15 protein-coding genes are annotated in these 17668 nt (G+C 73.6%); 4 read left to right on the plus strand and 11 right to left on the minus strand.

Translation table 11 applies throughout. The features are described from left to right. Positions 1 to 10: 10 nt before the first annotated feature. The 3 genes from IE172_RS01050 to IE172_RS01060 form a co-directional block, all read right to left on the minus strand. Positions 11 to 658, minus strand: a complete 648-nt coding sequence (locus IE172_RS01050) for a hypothetical protein (RefSeq protein ID WP_190095120.1) — start codon at positions 656 to 658, stop codon at positions 11 to 13. A 154-nt stretch (positions 659 to 812) separates the two neighbouring features. Then, positions 813 to 2648 carry a glycoside hydrolase family 3 protein gene (locus tag IE172_RS01055; RefSeq protein WP_190095121.1) on the minus strand — a complete coding sequence of 612 codons (1836 nt, stop codon included), beginning with the start codon at positions 2646 to 2648 and terminating at the stop codon, positions 813 to 815. 365 nt (positions 2649 to 3013) lie between these two features. Further along, on the minus strand, positions 3014 to 3931 hold the full coding sequence (locus IE172_RS01060; RefSeq protein ID WP_190095122.1) for a LysR family transcriptional regulator: 918 nt from the start codon (positions 3929 to 3931) through the stop codon (positions 3014 to 3016). A 124-nt stretch (positions 3932 to 4055) separates the two neighbouring features. Between IE172_RS01060 and IE172_RS01065 the strand changes: the two genes are divergently transcribed. Beyond that, complete coding sequence (locus tag IE172_RS01065; protein ID WP_190095123.1) at positions 4056 to 4985, plus strand: EamA family transporter; 930 nt, start codon at positions 4056 to 4058, stop codon at positions 4983 to 4985. 323 nt (positions 4986 to 5308) lie between these two features. On the opposite strand, the gene IE172_RS01070 is transcribed toward IE172_RS01065, so the two are convergent. Both IE172_RS01070 and IE172_RS01075 read right to left on the minus strand, forming a co-directional pair. Next, positions 5309 to 6118 carry a sugar phosphate isomerase/epimerase family protein gene (locus tag IE172_RS01070; protein ID WP_190095124.1) on the minus strand — a complete coding sequence of 270 codons (810 nt, stop codon included), beginning with the start codon at positions 6116 to 6118 and terminating at the stop codon, positions 5309 to 5311. 373 nt (positions 6119 to 6491) lie between these two features. Then, the gene (locus IE172_RS01075) at positions 6492 to 7538 is read right to left on the minus strand and encodes a LacI family DNA-binding transcriptional regulator (RefSeq protein ID WP_190095125.1); all 1047 of its coding nucleotides are present in this window, start codon (positions 7536 to 7538) and stop codon (positions 6492 to 6494) included. Between the two features lie 247 nt (positions 7539 to 7785). Between IE172_RS01075 and IE172_RS01080 the strand changes: the two genes are divergently transcribed. From IE172_RS01080 to IE172_RS01090, 3 genes are read left to right on the plus strand one after another with little or no spacing between them, the layout of a single operon-like run. Further along, on the plus strand, positions 7786 to 8937 hold the full coding sequence (locus tag IE172_RS01080; protein WP_190095126.1) for a Gfo/Idh/MocA family protein: 1152 nt from the start codon (positions 7786 to 7788) through the stop codon (positions 8935 to 8937). Then, positions 8934 to 10088, plus strand: a complete 1155-nt coding sequence (locus IE172_RS01085) for a dihydrodipicolinate synthase family protein (RefSeq protein ID WP_190095127.1) — start codon at positions 8934 to 8936, stop codon at positions 10086 to 10088. Before IE172_RS01080 ends, IE172_RS01085 begins: the two co-directional genes overlap by 4 nt. Positions 10089 to 10123: 35 nt before the next feature. Next, positions 10124 to 10924, plus strand: coding sequence for a sugar phosphate isomerase/epimerase family protein (locus IE172_RS01090; RefSeq protein ID WP_190095968.1), 801 nt, complete (start codon positions 10124 to 10126; stop codon positions 10922 to 10924). 104 nt (positions 10925 to 11028) lie between these two features. On the opposite strand, the gene IE172_RS01095 is transcribed toward IE172_RS01090, so the two are convergent. The 6 genes from IE172_RS01095 to IE172_RS01120 form a co-directional block, all read right to left on the minus strand. After that, positions 11029 to 11316: a pentapeptide repeat-containing protein gene (locus IE172_RS01095; RefSeq protein WP_190095128.1), complete on the minus strand. Its 288-nt coding sequence runs from the start codon at positions 11314 to 11316 to the stop codon at positions 11029 to 11031. Between the two features lie 212 nt (positions 11317 to 11528). Continuing rightward, positions 11529 to 11918 (minus strand): D-ribose pyranase, encoded by a 390-nt coding sequence (gene rbsD / locus IE172_RS01100; RefSeq protein ID WP_190095129.1) that lies wholly within the window; start codon positions 11916 to 11918, stop codon positions 11529 to 11531. Continuing rightward, positions 11915 to 12820, minus strand: a complete 906-nt coding sequence (locus IE172_RS01105) for a ribokinase (RefSeq protein WP_190095130.1) — start codon at positions 12818 to 12820, stop codon at positions 11915 to 11917. The genes rbsD and IE172_RS01105 overlap by 4 nt, the downstream gene beginning before the upstream one ends. Positions 12821 to 12918: 98 nt before the next feature. After that, positions 12919 to 14877: an ABC transporter permease/substrate-binding protein gene (locus tag IE172_RS01110; protein ID WP_190095131.1), complete on the minus strand. Its 1959-nt coding sequence runs from the start codon at positions 14875 to 14877 to the stop codon at positions 12919 to 12921. Beyond that, complete coding sequence (locus IE172_RS01115; RefSeq protein ID WP_190095132.1) at positions 14867 to 16414, minus strand: sugar ABC transporter ATP-binding protein; 1548 nt, start codon at positions 16412 to 16414, stop codon at positions 14867 to 14869. Before IE172_RS01115 ends, IE172_RS01110 begins: the two co-directional genes overlap by 11 nt. Then, positions 16411 to 17454 carry a LacI family DNA-binding transcriptional regulator gene (locus IE172_RS01120; RefSeq protein ID WP_190095133.1) on the minus strand — a complete coding sequence of 348 codons (1044 nt, stop codon included), beginning with the start codon at positions 17452 to 17454 and terminating at the stop codon, positions 16411 to 16413. Before IE172_RS01120 ends, IE172_RS01115 begins: the two co-directional genes overlap by 4 nt. Positions 17455 to 17668: the final 214 nt, after the last annotated feature.

Below are 17668 nucleotides of genomic sequence, written 5' to 3' on the forward strand. Positions count from 1 at the left end.
CCGTGCGGGACTACACCGGGCGGGCGCAGCCCACCGGTGCGGTCCCGCCGAGCCGGACGTAGAGGGCCGTGGACGCCGGGCAGTCGGACCGGGCGGCCACGGCCCTCGTCACCTCGAACTCCGGCTCCTCCTCGCCGCTGCCGTCGCAGGCGGTCTCGCGGACCTTGCCGTCGCCCAGCTGGTAGACGCAGTCGCCGACGATGGTGCGCGGCCCGCCCCCGCCGCCGGGGTCCCCGGGGTGCGGCGGCTGGAGGTGGCGCATACAGGCGTAGCCCTGCGGCACCGCACCGTCGCCGTCCTCGTCGGAGGAGGGGCGCTGTGCGCCGATGTGCAGCACGAAGTCCGTGGTCGCCGGGCAGCGCGGCCCGTCCCGGGCCGTCCCGTCGTGACGGGCGACGACCCGGGCCGCGGCCCGCTCACCGGCGCAGGACACCTCGGTGAAGCTGGTCCGGCCGAAGGAACTGCACTCGTCGACCGCGAGGAACACCGCCCCGTACCCGGAGGTCCGCACCGGTGCCGGCGACACCGGTGCGTCCAGGTCGCCCGGCCGCCCCTCGCCCTCGCTCCCGCCGCCCGGCGCGCTCTGGCAGCCGGTGAGCAGGACCGCGCCCACCGCCGCGAGCGCGGCCGGCGCCCACCACTTGGTCCTCACGCGCATCGTCATCCCCCTGGACACCCGTCCAGCGTGACCGGACGAACCGGCTCACGCCAGACATGTGGGGTACTTTGCGCCGATCGGGTGCACCGTGTCGGGTGTGTGACGTACGCGCCCTACGTCCGGCACGGTAGGGGAGCGTGCCCGTGCCCGGCGGCTAGAACCTCAGCCCGTGTCCGACCGGGTACAGCGCCGTCGCCGGGTCGTCGGCCCGCTGCACCGGCACCGGCAGCGTCCCGCGCGGGTTCACCTTGCCCGCGATCACCCGTGCCGCCGCCCGCAGTTCGACGTCGGTCCAGGAGTACGACGCCACGTACGCCGCCACCCCGGGCAGGTGGGCCACGTCGTAGGGGTTGCGGATGGCGACCGCGACGACCGGCTTGCCGGTGGCCAGCAGGTGCTCGACGAGCGTCTTCTGGGCACTGGCCGCACCGACGTTGTACGTCCCGACGACCACCGCGTCCGCGTCCCCGGCCGCCGCGACCGCCTTGGCGATCGTCGCCGCCGACGGTGCCGTGCCCGTGGACAGGGCGGTTGCGGTGAAGCCCAGCTCGGTCAGGGCACCCGCGAGCACCCCGGTGGGCGGTCCCGTCGTGCCGGACGGGGAGGCGGGGTCGGCGCCGACGACGAGCAGCTTCGGGTGCCTGCGCCGGGACAGCGGCAGCAGGCCGCCCTCGTTGACGAGCAGGGTGGTGGTGCGCTCGGTGATCCGGTCGGCGGCGGCCAGGTGCGCCCGGGTGCCGACGGTGCGGTCGACACCGCCGTGGGAGACGTAGGGGTCGTCGAACAGGCCCAGTCGCGCCTTCAGCCGCAGCACCCGCAGGATCGATTCGTCCAGCCGCTCCTCGGTCAGCTCGCCGCCGCGCACGGCGTCGAGCACCGCGTTCCACGCCACGTCCAGGGAGGGCGGGTTGAGGAGCTGGTCGACGCCCGCCTCGAGCGCCAGTACCGGCACCCGGTCGTCCCCGTACTTCGTCCGTACGCCCTCCATGCCGAGGGAGTCGGTGACCACCACCCCGTCGTAGCCCAGCTCCTCGCGCAGGATGCCGGTGAGGATGGGGCGGGAGAGGGTGGCCGGGTCCTCGGAGTCGTCGAGGGCCGGCACGACGATGTGCGCGGTCATGATCGAGTCGATGCCGGCGGCGATCGCGGCCCGGAACGGCGGCGCGTCCAGCTCCTCCCACTGCGCGCGGGTGTGGTGGATGTACGGCAGCTTGGCGTGGCTGTCGTCGACGGTGTCGCCGTGGCCCGGGAAGTGCTTGGCCGTCGAGGCGACGCGGGACGACTCGTAGCCCTTGACCTCCGCCGCGACGAGCCCCGCGACCGCCTCCGGGTCCGAGCCGAAGGAGCGGACGCCGATGACCGGGTTGGCCGGGTTGACGTTGACGTCGGCGACGGGGGAGTAGTTCTGGCGGATGCCCATCGCGCGCAGCTCCGCGCCCGCGATCCGGCCGAGAGCGCGCGCGTCGGAGCGGGATCCGCCCGCCCCGACCGCCATCGCCGCCGGGAACAGGGTCGCCGGTTCGCCCACGCGGGCCACGATGCCGTGCTCCTGGTCGGTGGAGATCAGCACGGGAAGGCCGCGCGGCAGGCCGAGGGAGGCCTTCTGGATGCCGTTGGACAGGTCCGCGATCTGGTGCGGGGCGCGGGTGTTGTGCGCCCAGGCGAAGTAGATGATGCCGCCGACCCGGTACTTGGCGAGCAGTTCGGCGGCCGTGCGCACGCCGAGCTCCGCGAGGTTGGCGTCGATGTCGGCCTGGTCCGGGTCGGTGGCGGAGTGGCCGTAGACCCGCGTCACGAACAGCTGGCCGACCTTCTCCTCCAGCGTCATCCGGGAGATGAGGGCGCGCAGCTTTCTGTCGTCGTGGCGGGGGGCGCCGGTGGCCGCGTGGACGGTCCCGCCGGCCGCCAGGGCGGTGGTGACGCCCGCCGTCGCGGCGAGGACGGTACGTCTGGACGGACGTGCGGTGCTTCCCGTGCTGCTGTCGGGCACGTGCGCTCCTTTGGAAGGTGATCCGCGGGGACCGGGATCCACTGAAGGACATCCTCGGGGGAGACGCCCTTGAAGGAAACTGCCAGGAGGTCACCAATATCCGGGAAGTTTCCGCCAGTCAAGGGAATGCGCAGCAACCGGTGAGGGGCCGACATCGGCGCGGCGGGAGGGGGCGGCGCCGATGACGGCGTGCTGCCGGGCGTGGCGCGGCGGAGAGGGTGGGTCGGCGGTCGCGGAGGCCGCGAGCCGACACCGCGCCACGTCGGACGCGTCCGGCAGCGTGCCGATGGGACGGGCGGCGGCCGCGCCCGGTTCCCTTCCGGGCTCCCGGCCTCCCAAGCCGGGACGACGGACGCGGGGAGAGGTCAGCGGGGCGTGTGGGCCGACACCGCCGGCCAGTGCGCGCCCAGGGTGCGGACGGTCTCCGCGATCGCCGGCCGGCGGGCCGCCCCCGTGCGCCACAGCGCGTACAACCGCCGTACGGGCATCGGGTCGAGCGGCACCTCCACCACCCCCGCGGGCAGCGGGCCGCGCCCCAGCCGGGGGATCAGCGCGATGCCGAGCCCGGCCGCGACCAGGGCGACCAGCGTGGGGTTCTCGTCCGCCTGGTGGACGATCTCCGGCTCGTGCCCGGCCGCGCGCAGGGTGCGCACCAGCCACTCGTGGCAGACCCGGCCCGGCGGCTGGCAGATCCACCGCTCGCCGCCCAGCTCCTCCCGCCGCACCGCCGTACGCCCCGCGAACGGATGCCCCTCGGGGACGAGCAGGTCGCACAGGTCGTCCCCGATGACCGTCTGCTCCACCCCCGCCGGGGCGGGCAGCGGCGCGATGTCCCAGTCGTGCGCGATCACCAGGTCCACGGCGCCCTTGGCGACCAGGTCCACGGAGAGGTGGGGGTCGATCTCCGTCAGCCGGGTGTCGAGCGCCGGATGCCGGCGGGCCAGGTCGGCCAGCACGGCCGGCATCAGCCCGCGCGCCGCCGACGCGAACGCGGCGACGGTCAGCCGCCCGGCCGGCACCCCGCGCCGCTCCTCCAGTTCGGTCTCCGCCCGCTCCACGATCGCGATCAGCTCCCGTGCGGCCCGCACCAGTTGGTGCGCCTCGTCCGTCAGCCGTACGCCCCGGCCCTCCCGCTCCAGGAGCACCGTCCGCGTCTCCCGCTCCAGCTTGGCGATCTGCTGGGACACGGCGGAGGACGTGTACCCGAGCGCCGCGGCGGCGGCACCGACCGTGCCGTGCACCGAGACGGCGTGCAGGGCGCGCAGACGCTGCAGGTCGAGCATGACGGCGGCTCCCGTCGATCGGCGGTGTCCCCGGGCGGGCGAGCCCATCGGTTAGCGGTGCTTCATCCAACCATGCAGGAATCGTCGCTGGTGCTGAAAGGTGCCGGGCGGTGATCCTCGACGTATGCGACCCGCCCACGTCCTCCTCGCCGTCCTCGTCACCGCCGTGTGGGGAGTGAACTTCACCGTCATCGAGGTGGGGCTCGACCACTTCCCGCCGCTGCTCTTCTCCGCGCTGCGCTTCCTCGTCGCGGCACTGCCCGCGGTGTTCCTCGTGGGCCCGCCCAAGGTGGCGTGGAAGTGGATCGTGGGGGTGGGACTGGCGCTCGGGGTCGCCAAGTTCGGCCTGCTGTTCGTCGGCATGAACGCGGGCATGCCGGGCGGGCTGTCCTCCCTGGTGCTGCAGATCCAGGCGGTGTTCACGGCCCTGTTCGCCTTCGCGCTCCTCGGCGAACGCCCCTCCGGGATCCGGCTGGCCGGGATGGCGGTGGCCCTGGCCGGGATCGGCGTGGCGGCGGTCGACGAGGGCACGTCGGGTCCGCTGCTCGGCTTCACCCTGGTCGTCGCGGCGGCCGCCTGCTGGGGCGTCTCCAACATCCTCACCCGCAAGGCGGCACCCCCGGACGCCCTGAACTTCATGATCTGGGTGAGCACCGTCCCGGTCCTCCCCCTCCTCGCCCTCTCCCTGCTCGTCGAGGGCCCGACGGCCGACCTCGACGCGCTGCGGTCCCTGGACTGGCAGGGCGCGGGCACGGTCCTCTTCGTCGCCTGGGTCGCCACGGTCTTCGGCTTCGGCGCCTGGGGATGGCTGCTGCGCCGCCACCCCGCCTCCACGGTCGCGCCCTTCTCCCTCCTCGTCCCGGTCTTCGGCATGTCCTCGGCCGCCCTGTTCCTGGGCGAGTCCATGACCCCGCTGCGGTGGTGGGCGGCGGCCCTGCTGGTGGGCGGGGTGGCACTGGCGTCGGTGCCGTCGCGCCGGCCGCCGGCGGTGCCGGTCACCGCATCCGTACGGCCCGCGAAGACCCGCTCCGAGGACGCCCCGGTCGGCGGATGAGCGGGACCGCGGGCCGGCCCCGCCCGTGACGCCGCCACCGACGGGGTGCGCCCGTCAGCCCCAGCGGCGGGAGCACAGGACCGGGCGGCAGCCGTCCGGGCCGGCGACCGTCACGCCGTGCTCCTCCCCGTACGGGTGGCGCGCCGGGCCCGGGTGCCGCCGGCCGCCGGCAGGCGTTCAGCGGGTTCTCCGGGTCGTGCGTCGGCTCCGGGAGCCGGCCCCCGCCCGGCGGGCCGACCATCAGCAGGTCGTGCTCGCCCGGGAGGCGCTCGGTGGTGCGCCCCAGGACGGCCGGGCCGAGCCGCACGGGAGGCCGGGGCCGGTCACGCCGACTCGTTCAGCAGCCGTGCCAGGTGCTCCCGCCCGGGGGTGAGCAGTTCCGCGAAGTCCGCCGCCTCCGGGTACCAGCGCTTCTCGTACTCCCAGCACAGCCATCCGTCCCAGCTGTGCCGGGACAGCACCTCCACCACGTCCGTCAGCGGCAGCACCCCCGCGCCGAGCCGCAGCGGGGTGGTGTCGTCGGCGGAGGCGATGTCCTTCACCTGCACGTAGCCGAGGTGCGGCGAGAGCGCCGCGAAGCTGTCCACGGGCTGCTCGCCGCCGAGCCAGGTGTGCATCACGTCCCACAGCGCGCCCACCTGCCGGTGCCCGACCAGGCCCAGCACCCGCATCGCGTCGGCGCCGGTGGGGTGCGAGTCGTGGGTCTCCAGCAGGATCCGTACGCCCACGTCGGCCGCGTACTCGGCGGCCGTGCCCAGCCGCCGGGCGGCCGTCGCGTCCGCCTCCCCCGACCCCTCGGGGCTCTCGCCGCTGCCGCCGCCGGGGAAGACCCGGACGAAGGGGGCGCCGATGTCCCGGGCGAGGCCGAGCAGGGCCCGGATCTCCTCGACGACGGCGTTGTCCTCACCGGGCGCGGCGACCCGGACGTAACCGGCCAGGCCCAGGATCTCGACGCCGGCCGCCTTGAACTCGGCGGCGACGTCGGCGCGTTGCTCGGGGGTGAGGCCGGGATGGACGGGTTCCTCCGCGTGGGCGCGCAGCTCGACACCGTGGTAACCGTGCGCGGTCGCGAGACCCAGCACGTCGGTGAGGGGCAGGCCGGGGACACCGAGGGTGGAGAACGCCAGCTTCATAAAAACGGACACTACCCGCGACCGCCCCGGTCGACTCCTCCTCATTACTCCACCCCCCACCCCCTCCGGGCACGGGAAACCCCGGCCCACCCACCCGGCGCCCAGCACCCCCACCCCCTCAGGGGCGCGGGGAACTGCGCACCCAGCCACGACCCACCCGCACCCGACCTCAGGGGCGCGGGGAACTGCGCGCCCAGCCACGGCCCACCGGCACTCGACCTCAGGGGCGCGGGGAACTGCGCACACACCCACCACTCACCGGCACTCGACCTCAGGGGCGCGGGGAACTGCGCACGCACCCACCACCCACCCGCACCCGGCAGGAAACGCCGGACCCCCACCGGACCCGCCGTCCAAGAACGGGCACGCCCGACTACCCCCGCGGCCCCGCCACAGACCCCCGCACCATCAACTCCCCCCGCACCACCGCGATCCCCCCGGCCGGCGCCTCCTCCCGCCCCATGGCGATCCGCCCCGCCCGCGCCCCCGCCTCCGCCAGCGGCAACCGCACCGTCGTCAGTGCCGGCACCACGTCGATGCTGAACGGCAGATCGTCGAAGCCGGCGACCGACACGTCGTCCGGGATCCGCAGCCCGGAGTCCCGCAGCGCCGCGCAGGCCCCCAGCGCGACGGAGTCGTTGGCCGCGACGACCGCCGTCAACGTCGGGTCGCGGCGCAGCAGTTCGAGCGTGGCCTCGTACCCCGACCGGCGGTCGTACTGCCCGTGCACGGTCCACCGGGCGTCCTCCCCGATCCCGTGCGCGGCCAGCGCGGCCCGGTGTCCCTCGAGGCGGTGCCGGGTGGTCGTACGCTCCAGGGGGCCCGCGATGTAGCCGAGCCGCCGGTGCCCCAACCCGATGAGGTGCTCGGTGAGTTCCTGTCCGCCGCCCCGGTTGTCGAAGGTGAGTGCGACCGCTCCGGTCTCCGGTGCCTGCGGCCGCCCGCACAGCACCACCCGCGTCCCGGCGTCGGCGAGCTTCCGCAGTTTCGCGTCCGTGGCCGCCTTGTGCGGCGCGTCCTCGATCGCGCCGCCGGTCAGTACGACGGCCGCCGCCCGCTGCCGCTGGAGCAGTGTGAGGTAGGTCAGTTCACGCTCGGGGGAGCCCCCCGTGTTGCACACGACCGCGAGTCTTTCCCCGCCCGCGCGGCCGCCGGGCCCGCCGATCTCCCCCTGGATGGCGCTCGCCATGATGCCGAAGAACGGGTCGGCGATGTCGTTCACCAGGATGCCGACCAGGTCGGACGTGGCGGCGGCGAGGGCGCTCGCGGGTCCGTTGAGCACGTAGTCCAGTTCGTCCACGGCCTTCAGTACCCGTTCGCGGGTGGACGCGGCCACGGGGTAGTTCCCGTTGAGCACGCGCGACACCGTCGCGGGTGAGACCTGTGCGCGCGCCGCCACGTCCGCCAGGGTCACCGTCATGTCTCGTCCTCCGGTCGCGCGTCTTCGTCGTGTTCCGAGCAGACCCTACGGCGCCACGCCCGTTTGTTCGCCCCCTCGAACAAGTCGGCCGCACGGCGGTCTTGTCCGCGACGCCGTTCAGAGGCTAACTTCTCCCTACATAGAAAGCGCTTGCTGTGACGTTCACCAGTCACCCGTCCCGCGACGGCTCCCGCCGCGTGACGGGTGGGGCGTACGCGGCGCGCGGACCGCGTACGAAGGGAACGACGTGACACGCAAGACGGTGCGAATCGCCATGAACGGTGTGACCGGGCGCATGGGCTACCGCCAGCACCTGGTCCGCTCCATCCTGGCCCTGCGCGAGCAGGGCGGACTCGACCTCGGTGACGGCACCGTGCTGTGGCCGGAGCCGGTCCTGGTCGGCCGCCGCGAGCACGCCCTGCGGGCGCTCGCCGAACGCCACGGCCTCGACCACGTCTCCACCGACCTGGACGCCGTCCTCGCCGACGACAGCGTCGACATCTACTTCGACGCCCAGGTGACCTCCGCCCGCGAGGACGCCCTCAAGAAGGCGATCGCGGCCGGCAAGCACATCTACACCGAGAAGCCCACCGCCACCGGCCTCGACGGCGCCCTGGACCTCGCCCGCCGGGCGAACGCGGCCGGCGTCAGGCACGGCGTCGTCCAGGACAAGCTCTTCCTGCCGGGCCTGCTCAAGCTGAAGCGCCTCATCGACGGCGGATTCTTCGGCCGCATCCTGTCCGTGCGCGGCGAGTTCGGCTACTGGGTCTTCGAGGGCGACTGGCAGGACGCCCAGCGGCCCTCCTGGAACTACCGCGCCGAGGACGGCGGCGGCATCGTCGTCGACATGTTCCCGCACTGGGAGTACGTCCTGCACGAACTGTTCGGCCGGGTGAAGTCCGTCCAGGCCCTCACCGCCACCCACATCCCGCAGCGCTGGGACGAGAACGGCAAGCCCTACGACGCCACCGCCGACGACGCCGCCTACGGCGTCTTCGAGCTCGACGGCGGCGCCATCGCGCAGATCAACTCCTCCTGGGCGGTCCGCGTCAACCGCGACGAACTGGTCGAGTTCCAGGTCGACGGCACCGAGGGCTCCGCCGTCGCGGGCCTGCGCGACTGCCGCGTCCAGCACCGCTCCGCCACCCCCAAGCCGGTCTGGAACCCGGACATCCCCGCCACCGAGGTCTTCCGCGACCAATGGCAGGAGGTCCCGGACAACGGCGAGTTCGACAACGGCTTCAAGGCCCAGTGGGAGCTGTTCCTCAAGCACGTCTACACCGGCACCCCCTACCACTGGGACCTGCTGGCCGGCGCCCGCGGCGTCCAGCTCGCCGAACTGGGCCTGAAGTCCTCCGCCGAGGGCCGCCGCCTCGACGTCCCGGAGATCGCGCTGTGACCCTCCACCTGCCCGGCGCCGACGGCACCCTGCGCGCCTACGAACCCCGCACCGAGCCCCGGGCGGCCCTCGCCCCCGCGGGCGCCTTCACCTCCCGTACGGTCTTCTCCGCGGCGCACGTCGTCGCCGACCCGTTCGCGGACGTGTCCCCCGACTCACCGGCCGCCGTCGACTGGGACGCCACCCTCGCCTTCCGCCGCCACCTGTGGTCGCACGGCCTGGGCGTCGCCGAGGCCATGGACACCGCCCAGCGCGGCATGGGCCTGGACTGGGCGGGCGCCGCCGAGCTGATCCGCCGCTCCGCCGCCGAGGCGAAGGCGGCCGGCGGCCGCATCGCCTGCGGCGTCGGCACCGACCAGCTCACCGCGGGCACCCTCGCCGAGGTCCGCGCGGCCTACGAGGAACAGCTCGCCGTCGTCGAGGAGTCCGGCGCCCAGGCCGTCCTCATGGCCTCCCGCGCCCTCGCCGCGACGGCCCGGGGCCCCGAGGACTACCTCGACGTCTACGGCCACCTCCTGCGGCAGACCACCGAACCGGTGATCCTGCACTGGCTCGGCCCGATGTTCGACCCCGCGCTGGAGGGCTACTGGGGGTCCGCCGACCTCGACGCGGCCACCGACACCTTCCTCGACGTCATCGCCGCCCACCCCGACAAGGTCGACGGCATCAAGGTCTCCCTCCTCGACGCGCGGCGCGAGGTCGACCTGCGCCGCCGCCTCCCGAAGGGCGTGCGCTGCTACACCGGCGACGACTTCCACTACCCCGAGCTGATCGAGGGCGACGAGCAGGGCTTCAGCCACGCCCTGCTCGGCATCTTCGACCCGCTCGGCCCGCTGGCCGCCGAGGCGGTCCGCGTCCTGGACACCGGGGACACGGACGGCTTCCGCGCCCTCCTCGACCCCACGGTCGAACTCTCCCGCCACCTCTTCCAGACCCCCACCCGCTTCTACAAGACGGGCGTGGTCCTCCTCGCCTGGCTGGCCGGCCACCAGAGCCACTTCACGATGGTCGGCGGCCTCCAGTCGGCCCGCTCCCTGCCGCACTTCGCCCGCGCCTACGAACTCGCCGACACCCTCGGCCTGTTCCCCGACCCCAAGCTCGCCGAGGACCGCATGAGGACCCTGCTGCACCTGTACGGAGTGACCCCGTGACCACTGCCGGCCTCGCCCGCTTCAGCATCAACCAGATGACGGTCAAGCAGCTCTCGCTGCCCGAACTCGTCGACGCCTGCCGGGACCTGGGCGTGCCGGGCGTCGGCCTGTGGCGCGAGCCCGTCCAGGCGTACGGGCTCGACGCGGCCGCGAAACTGGTCCGGGACGCGGGCCTGGCCGTGACGACCCTGTGCCGGGGCGGCTTCCTCACCGCGACCGACCCCGGCGAGCGGGCCGCCGCCCTGGCCGACAACCGCCGCGCCGTCGACGAGGCCGCCACCCTCGGCACCGACACCCTCGTCCTGGTCTCCGGCGGACTCCCGCCCGGCTCCAGGGACCTGCGGGGCGCCCGCGAACGCATCGCGGACGCGCTCGCCGAACTCGGCCCCTACGCCGAGGACCACGGCGTGAAGCTGGCCATCGAGCCGCTGCACCCCATGTTCGCCTCCGACCGCTGCGTGGTCTCCACCCTCGCCCAGGCCCTCGACCTCGCCGAACGCTTCCCCGCCCACCAGGTCGGCGTCACCGTCGACACGTACCACATCTGGTGGGACGACACCGCGCCCGCGCAGATCGCCCGCGCGGGCGCCCAGGGCCGCATCCACACCTTCCAACTCGCCGACTGGACCACCCCGCTGCCCGAGGGCGTCCTCAACGGCCGCGGCCAGATCGGCGACGGCGCGATCGACATGCGCGAGTGGCAGGGCCACGTCGAGGCGGCCGGCTACACCGGCCCCATCGAGGTCGAACTGTTCAACGACGCCCTGTGGGCCCGCGACGGCCGCGAGGTCCTGGCGGAGACGGCCCGGAGGTTCACCGAGCACGTCGAGCCCTGAGCCGCGACCCGGCCCGGAGCCCGTGTGCGGGCGCGCTCCGAGCCGCGACCCGACCGGGGCCCGTGTGCGGCGCGCCCCGGGACCGCCCGGGACGGAGGACCCCGTCAGGCCTCCGCCCCGGGCACCCCCGCCCGCAGATGAGCCGCCAGCCGGCGCAGCGCCAGGGCCGAGTGCGGCAACCGCGCCGGCCGGTCCACCACCTGGCGGGTGGCGCCGACGCCCTCCGCCGCGTCGTCGAGGTGGGCCCGTACCCACGAGGCCCGTGTCAGGTCGGCCCCGGAGAAATCGGCGCCTTCCGCAGGGGAGCGGTACAGGTCCGCTTCGACCAACTTGGTCCCGATCAGGCGGGCCTCGTTGCCGGGAGGCGCACCGGCGGAATCAGGGTCGGACATCGCGGGAACCGGACATCGCGTGGCCGGGAAAATTTCTTGTGCCGGCCGTGCAACCCTCCCCCCACCTCGCGGGTCTCACTTCGCGTCAGGACTTCTGGGCGGGGGCCCGGGGGGGGGACTTGAGGGGTTCTGGCAGGGGGAGGGAGCCGAGGGGGCCCGGTCGACGGACCGGGCCCCCTCGAAGTTTCTCCGGCCCGTGAGGGCGGGGAGCGTCAGAAGAAGACGCCGCAGCGCAGCAGCACGTTCGCGTAGGGCCGTGCCTCGCCGGTGCGGACGACGAGTCGTGCCCCGGCGCTCAGTTCCTTCAGCCGTTCGTGCGGGACCAGGGCGAGGGCGGGGAAGTGGCCGGACAGCAGGTGCGCCGCCGCCGGATTGGCGCCCCGCACTTCGGTGGCCGCCGTCGCGCCCTCCACCACCAGTTCGTCCAGCAGCCCTTCCAGTACCTCGGCGAAGGACGGCGTACCTGCCCGGAAGGCCAGGTCCACCACATGGGGCCCGTCGGGTATCGGCATGCCGACGTCGCAGACCAGCACCCCGTCCCCGTGGCCGAGTCCGGCCAGCGCGCCGGAGAGGTCGCGGTTCAGGATTCCGTGCTTCTTCACAGGGCGGCGACCTCCTCGGCCGTCGGGAACGACACCTGCGCACCCTCCTTGGTGACCGTCGCCGCCCCCACCCGGGCCGCGTAGGCGGCGGCATCGGCCAGTGACGCGCCGGCGCCGAGGCGCCAGGCCAGTGCGGCGGTGAACGCGTCACCCGCACCGGTGGTGTCCACGGCGTGCACCGTGACCGACGGCACCCGGGTGACGCCCTCCGCGGAGGCGACCAGCGCGCCTTCCCCGCCCAGCGTGACCACCACCGAGCGCGGGCCCTTCGCCAGCAGCAGCCGCGCCCAGTCCTCCGGTTCGCCGCCGATGCCGCCCGCGTCGCCGAGAATCACCCTCGCCTCGTGCTCGTTGACGATCAGCGGGTCGCAGGCCGCCAGCACCTCCGCCGACAGGGGCTGCGGCGGGGACGGGTTCAGGACGAACCGGCTGCCCGGCGCCAGGCTCCGCGCCACTTCCTCGACCGTCTCCATCGGGATCTCCAACTGGGTGGACACCACCCGGGAGGTGTGGAAGAGGCTCCCGGCCGCCCGCACGTCGGCGGGCGTCAGCCGCCCGTTCGCCCCCGGGGAGACGACGATGCTGTTGTCCCCCGACGGGTCCACGGTGATCAGCGCGACGCCGGTCGGCGCCCCGCCCACCAGTACACCCACGGTGTCCACCCCGGCCGTCCGCTGCGAGTCCAGCAGCAGCCGGCCGTGCCCGTCGTCGCCGACCCGCGCCAGCAGGGCCGTGCGGGCACCGAGGCGGGCGGCGGCGACCGCCTGGTTGGCTCCCTTGCCGCCCGGGTGGACGGCCAGGTCGGAGCCGAGCACCGTTTCCCCGGCGTCCGGCCGGCGTTCGACACCGATCACCAGGTCGGCGTTGGCCGATCCGACGACCAGGAGGTCGTAGTCGTACATGAATCGCTCCCCGATCCGCGTGCGGGGCGGGCGGTCGAGGGTGACCGCCCGCCCCTTTCGTCCCTGCGTCGCGCGTGCGCGCTTCCGCGCGTCCGGCGTCAGCCCTCGAAGCCGGCCACGTTCTCCTTGGTGACCACCTTCACCGGAACCTTCACCATGTTCTCCACCTTTTCGCCGTCCGCCGCGCGCAACGCGTTGCGGACCGCGATCCGGCCGAGTTCGCGGGGCTGCTGCGCGACGGAGGCGTACAGCGAGCCCGCCTCGACCGCCTTCAGCCCGTCGGGCGTGCCGTCGAAGCCGACGACCTGGACCGACTTCCCGGCCTTGGAACCGAGTGCCTTGACCGCGCCGAGCGCCATCTCGTCGTTCTCGGCGAAGACACCGTTGATGTCGGGGTGCGCCTGGAGGAGGTTCGTCATGACGTCCAGGCCCTTGGTGCGGTCGAAGTCCGCGGGCTGCTTGGCGACGACCTTGATGCCCGGGTAGTCCTTCAGCCCTTCGGCGAAGCCCGCCCCGCGTTCCCGGCTGGCGGAGGTGCCGGCCTGGCCCTGGAGGATGACGATGGTGCCCTTGCCGCCGAGCTTGTCGGCGAGCGCCTTGGCGCCGAGCGCGCCGCCCTCGACGTTGTCGGAGGCGACCAGCGCGGCCACGTCCGCCTTGTTGACGCCGCGGTCGACGGCGACGACGGGGATGCCGGCCTTGTTCGCGCCGCGCACCGACGGGCCGGCGGCGTCGGAGTCCACCGGGTTGACGATGACGGAGGAGAGCGAGCCGCTGGTGAAGTTCTGCAGCTGGTTGGCCTGCTGGGAGGCGTCGTTCTGCGCGTCGGTGACCGTCAGGTCCACGCCCAGCTTCTTCGCCTCCTCCTCGGCACCGTCGCGGATCTGCACGAAGAACGGGTTGTTCAGCGTCGACAGGGACAGGCCGATCTTCTGCGTTTTGCCGGCCGAGGACCCGTTGTGCAGCAGCGAGGTGGCGCCGACGACCGCGACGGCGACGACGGCGGCGATCAGGTACGTGAGTGCCTGCTTGCCCCGCTTCCCGCCCCCGGACGTCCCGGCCGCCGGGGTGGTCGCGCCGGCCTTGCGGCGCAGGGTGTCGAAGAGGACGGCCAGCGCGATGACGACGCCGATGACGACCTGCTGCCAGAACGCGGAGACGGACAGCAGGTTGAGCCCGTTGCGCAGCACCGCGAGGATCAGCGCGCCGATGAGGGTGCCGGACGCCTTGCCGGTGCCGCCCGCGAGGGAGGCGCCGCCGATGACGACGGCGGCGATCGCGTCCAGTTCGTAGCCCTGCGCGGCCTGGGGCTGCGCGGAGGACAGGCGGGAGGCGAGCACGATGCCCGCGGCGGCGGCGAACAGGCCGGAGAAGGCGTAGATCGCGAGCTTCTGCCGCTTCACCCGCAGTCCGGACAGCCGGGCGGCCTCCTCGTTGCCGCCGATGGCGTACATGGAGCGGCCGATGTAGGTCCGGCCGAGGACGAAGGCGGTGAGCAGCCCCATCACGATCATGACGAGCACCGGCACCGGCAGCCAGCCGCCGAGCGTGTCGCCGAGGTGGGAGACGGAGTCGGGGAAGGCGATGGGCGAGCCCTGCGAGATGACCAGCGACAGGCCGCGCGCCACCGACAGCATCGCCAGCGGCGCGATGAACGACGGCAGCTTTCCGTACGAGACGAGGAAACCGTTCACCAGTCCGCAGACGATGCCGGTCGCGACGGCGAACAGCACCGCGAGGACGACCGGCATCCCGGCTTCGGTCGCGCTCCACGCGAGGACGGTCGCCGACAGCGCGGCGACCGAGCCGACCGACAGGTCGATGCCCGCCGAGACGATCACGAAGGTGACACCGAAGGCGAGGATCGCGGTCACGGCGGCCTGCACGCCGACGTTGAGGAGGTTGTCGGCGGTCAGGAAGTCCCCGGACAGCGCCGACATGGCGATCACGAGGACGATCAGCGCGGTCAGCGCGCCGTTGTCGAGGAGCAGGCGGCGCAGGCCGCCGGTGGCGCCGCCCTGCGCGCCCGGCTTGCTCTTGAGCGTGTCAGTGGCCACCGTCGGCCTCCGTTCCGTTGCTTTCGTTGCTGTCGCTGCTGTGGGGGGTGCTGACGGCGAGGGCCATCACGGCGTCCTGGGTGGCGTGTTCGGCGGGGAGTTCACCCGCGACGCGGCCCTGCGCCATGACGACGACCCGGTCGCTCATGCCGAGGACCTCCGGCAGATCGCTGGAGATCATGAGGACGGCGGCACCGGCGGCCGTCAGTTCGTTGATCAGCTGGTAGATCTCGACCTTCGCGCCGACGTCGATGCCGCGCGTCGGCTCGTCGAGGATCAGCACATTGGTGTCGGCCAGCAGCCACTTGCCGATGACGACCTTTTGCTGGTTGCCGCCGGACAGGGTCCGCACGTGCTGGCCGAGACCGGCCATCCGCACGCCGAGCTGCCCGGCGATGCGCTCGGCCGCCTCGTGCTGCCCCTTGAGGTCGACGAGTCCCGCGCGGGAGCCGGCCCGCAGGGTGACCAGGCCGAGGTTCTCCTCGACGGAGGCGTCGAGCACCAGCCCCTGCCCCTTGCGGTCCTCGGGCACCAGGCCGATCCCGGCCGTCATGGCGGCGTTCACGTCGTGCCGGCGCAGCGGGGTGCCCGCGACGTGCACGGACCCGGCGTCGTACGGGTCGGCCCCGAACACGGCCCGGACCACCTCGGTCCGCCCGGCCCCGACGAGCCCCGCGATGCCGACGACCTCACCGGCCCGCACCTCGAAGCTCACGTCGTGGAAGACACCGTCGCGCGTCAGCCCGTCGACCTTGAGGAGCGCGTCACCGGCGTCGCCCCGTTCGCGCGGGTACTGCTGCTCGATGGACCGGCCGACCATGAGCCGGACGAGTTCGTCCTCGGGCGTGGAGGCGGGAACCTGCCCGACGCTCCGCCCGTCCCGGATGACGGTGACCCGGTCGCCCAGGGCGGCGATCTCCTCCAGGTGGTGGGTGATGAAGACGATGCCGACGCCGTCCTCGCGCAGCCGCCGCACGATCGCGAACAGCTTCTCGACCTCCTCGGAGGTCAGCACGGCGGTCGGCTCGTCCATGATGAGCACCCGCGCGTCCAGGCTGAGCGCCTTGGCGATCTCGACCATCTGGAGCCGCGCGATACCGAGTTCACGCACCCGCGCCCGGGGCGGGACCTTCACCCCGACGCGCTCCAGCAGCACCTCGGCGTCCGCTTCCATCTTCTTCCGGTCGATCATCCCGAACCGGCGCGGCTGGCGCCCGAGGAAGATGTTCTCGGCGACCGTCAGGTCGGGGACCAGGTTGAACTCCTGGTAGATGGTGGCGATCCCGAGCCGCTCGGAGTCCTGCGCGCCGTGGACGCGCACCTCCTCGCCGCCGACCACGATCCGCCCGGCGTCGGGCGTGTAGGCGCCGGAGAGCATCTTGATCAGCGTGCTCTTGCCGGCGCCGTTCTCACCGAGGAGCACGTGCACCTCGCCCCGGCGCAGGTCGAAGTCGACGCTGTCGAGCGCGACCACACCGGGGAAGGTCTTGCGGATGCCCTCGATGCGCAGCAACTCGTCAGGACTGCGGCTGCTCACGGCGTACTCCTTCGTACGGGGGAGGGGGACTGCGGGGGTGTGGGGGAGGCCGGCTCACCGCACGAGCGGCGCACGACGAGCCGGGCGGGGAGGGTGACGGACTCACCGGGCCGTCCCTCGATCCGGTCGATCAGGGCGCGCACGGCGGCCCGCCCCAGTTCCCGGGTCGGCTGGGCGATCGCGGTGACCGGCGGATCGGTGTGCACGAACCAGGGGATGTCGTCGAACGCGGCCAGCGCGATGTCGTCGGGGACGCGCAGCCCGCGCGCGCGGACGGCGTCCAGGGCGCCGAGCGCCATCAGGTTGTCGGCGGCGAACACGGCCTCGGGCGGCTCGGCCAGGTCGAGGAAGCCCTCGGTGACCCGGCGGCCGCTGTCGGCCTGGAAGTCGCCCTGGCCGGTGTAGGCGTCGGGGAGGTCGAGCCCGTACGCGCCGAGCGCCGCCCGGAAGGCGTCCACGCGCTCCCGGCCGGTGGTGGTGGCGGCGGGTCCCGCGATGATCGCCAGCCGCCGGTGCCCGAGCCCGTACAGGTGCGCGACCAGGTCCCGTACGGCGTCGCGTCCGTCCGACCTGACGACGGGGACGTCGACGCCGGGGATCCAGCGGTCGACGAACACCATCGGCGTCCCGGCCCGGGCGGCGCCCAGCATGCCGGGCGACCCGCCGTCGGTGGGGGAGACCAGCAGCCCGTCGATACGGCGGTCCAGCAGCGTGGTGACGTGGTGGTCCTGGAGGTCGGGCCGCTCGTCGGCGTTGCCGATGATCACGCTGTACCCGAGCGCGCGGGCCTCCTCCTCGACGGAGCGGGCCAGCTCGGTGAAGTACGGGTTCATCACGTCGCTGATGACCAGCCCGAGCGTGCGGGTCTGGTCGGTGCGCAGCGACCGGGCGACGGCGTTCGGCCGGTACCCCAGCCGTTCCACGGCGGCCGACACGCGCCGGCGGGCGTCCTCGCTGACCGACGGATGCCCGTTCAGCACCCGCGACACCGTGGCGACGGACACGCCCGCCTCGGCGGCGACGTCCTTGATGCTCGCCATCGCCGTTCCACCTCCTCGTGGAATCGATTACACGGAGGATTGGAATCGATTACACGGCGGGAATCAAGGGGGTGGACGGTGGCCGAAATCGAATCGTGACCGGCGGGCGGCACCGGTCCTTTCGGGCCGGGGTTGCCTGCGGGTGTGCGGGTGTGCGGGTGTGCGGGTGTGCGGGTGTGCGGGTGTGCGGGTGTGCGGGTGTGCGGGTGTGCGG

It is taken from the genome of Streptomyces griseoflavus, from assembly GCF_014649995.1.
Classification (GTDB): Bacteria; Actinomycetota; Actinomycetes; order Streptomycetales; family Streptomycetaceae; genus Streptomyces; species Streptomyces griseoflavus.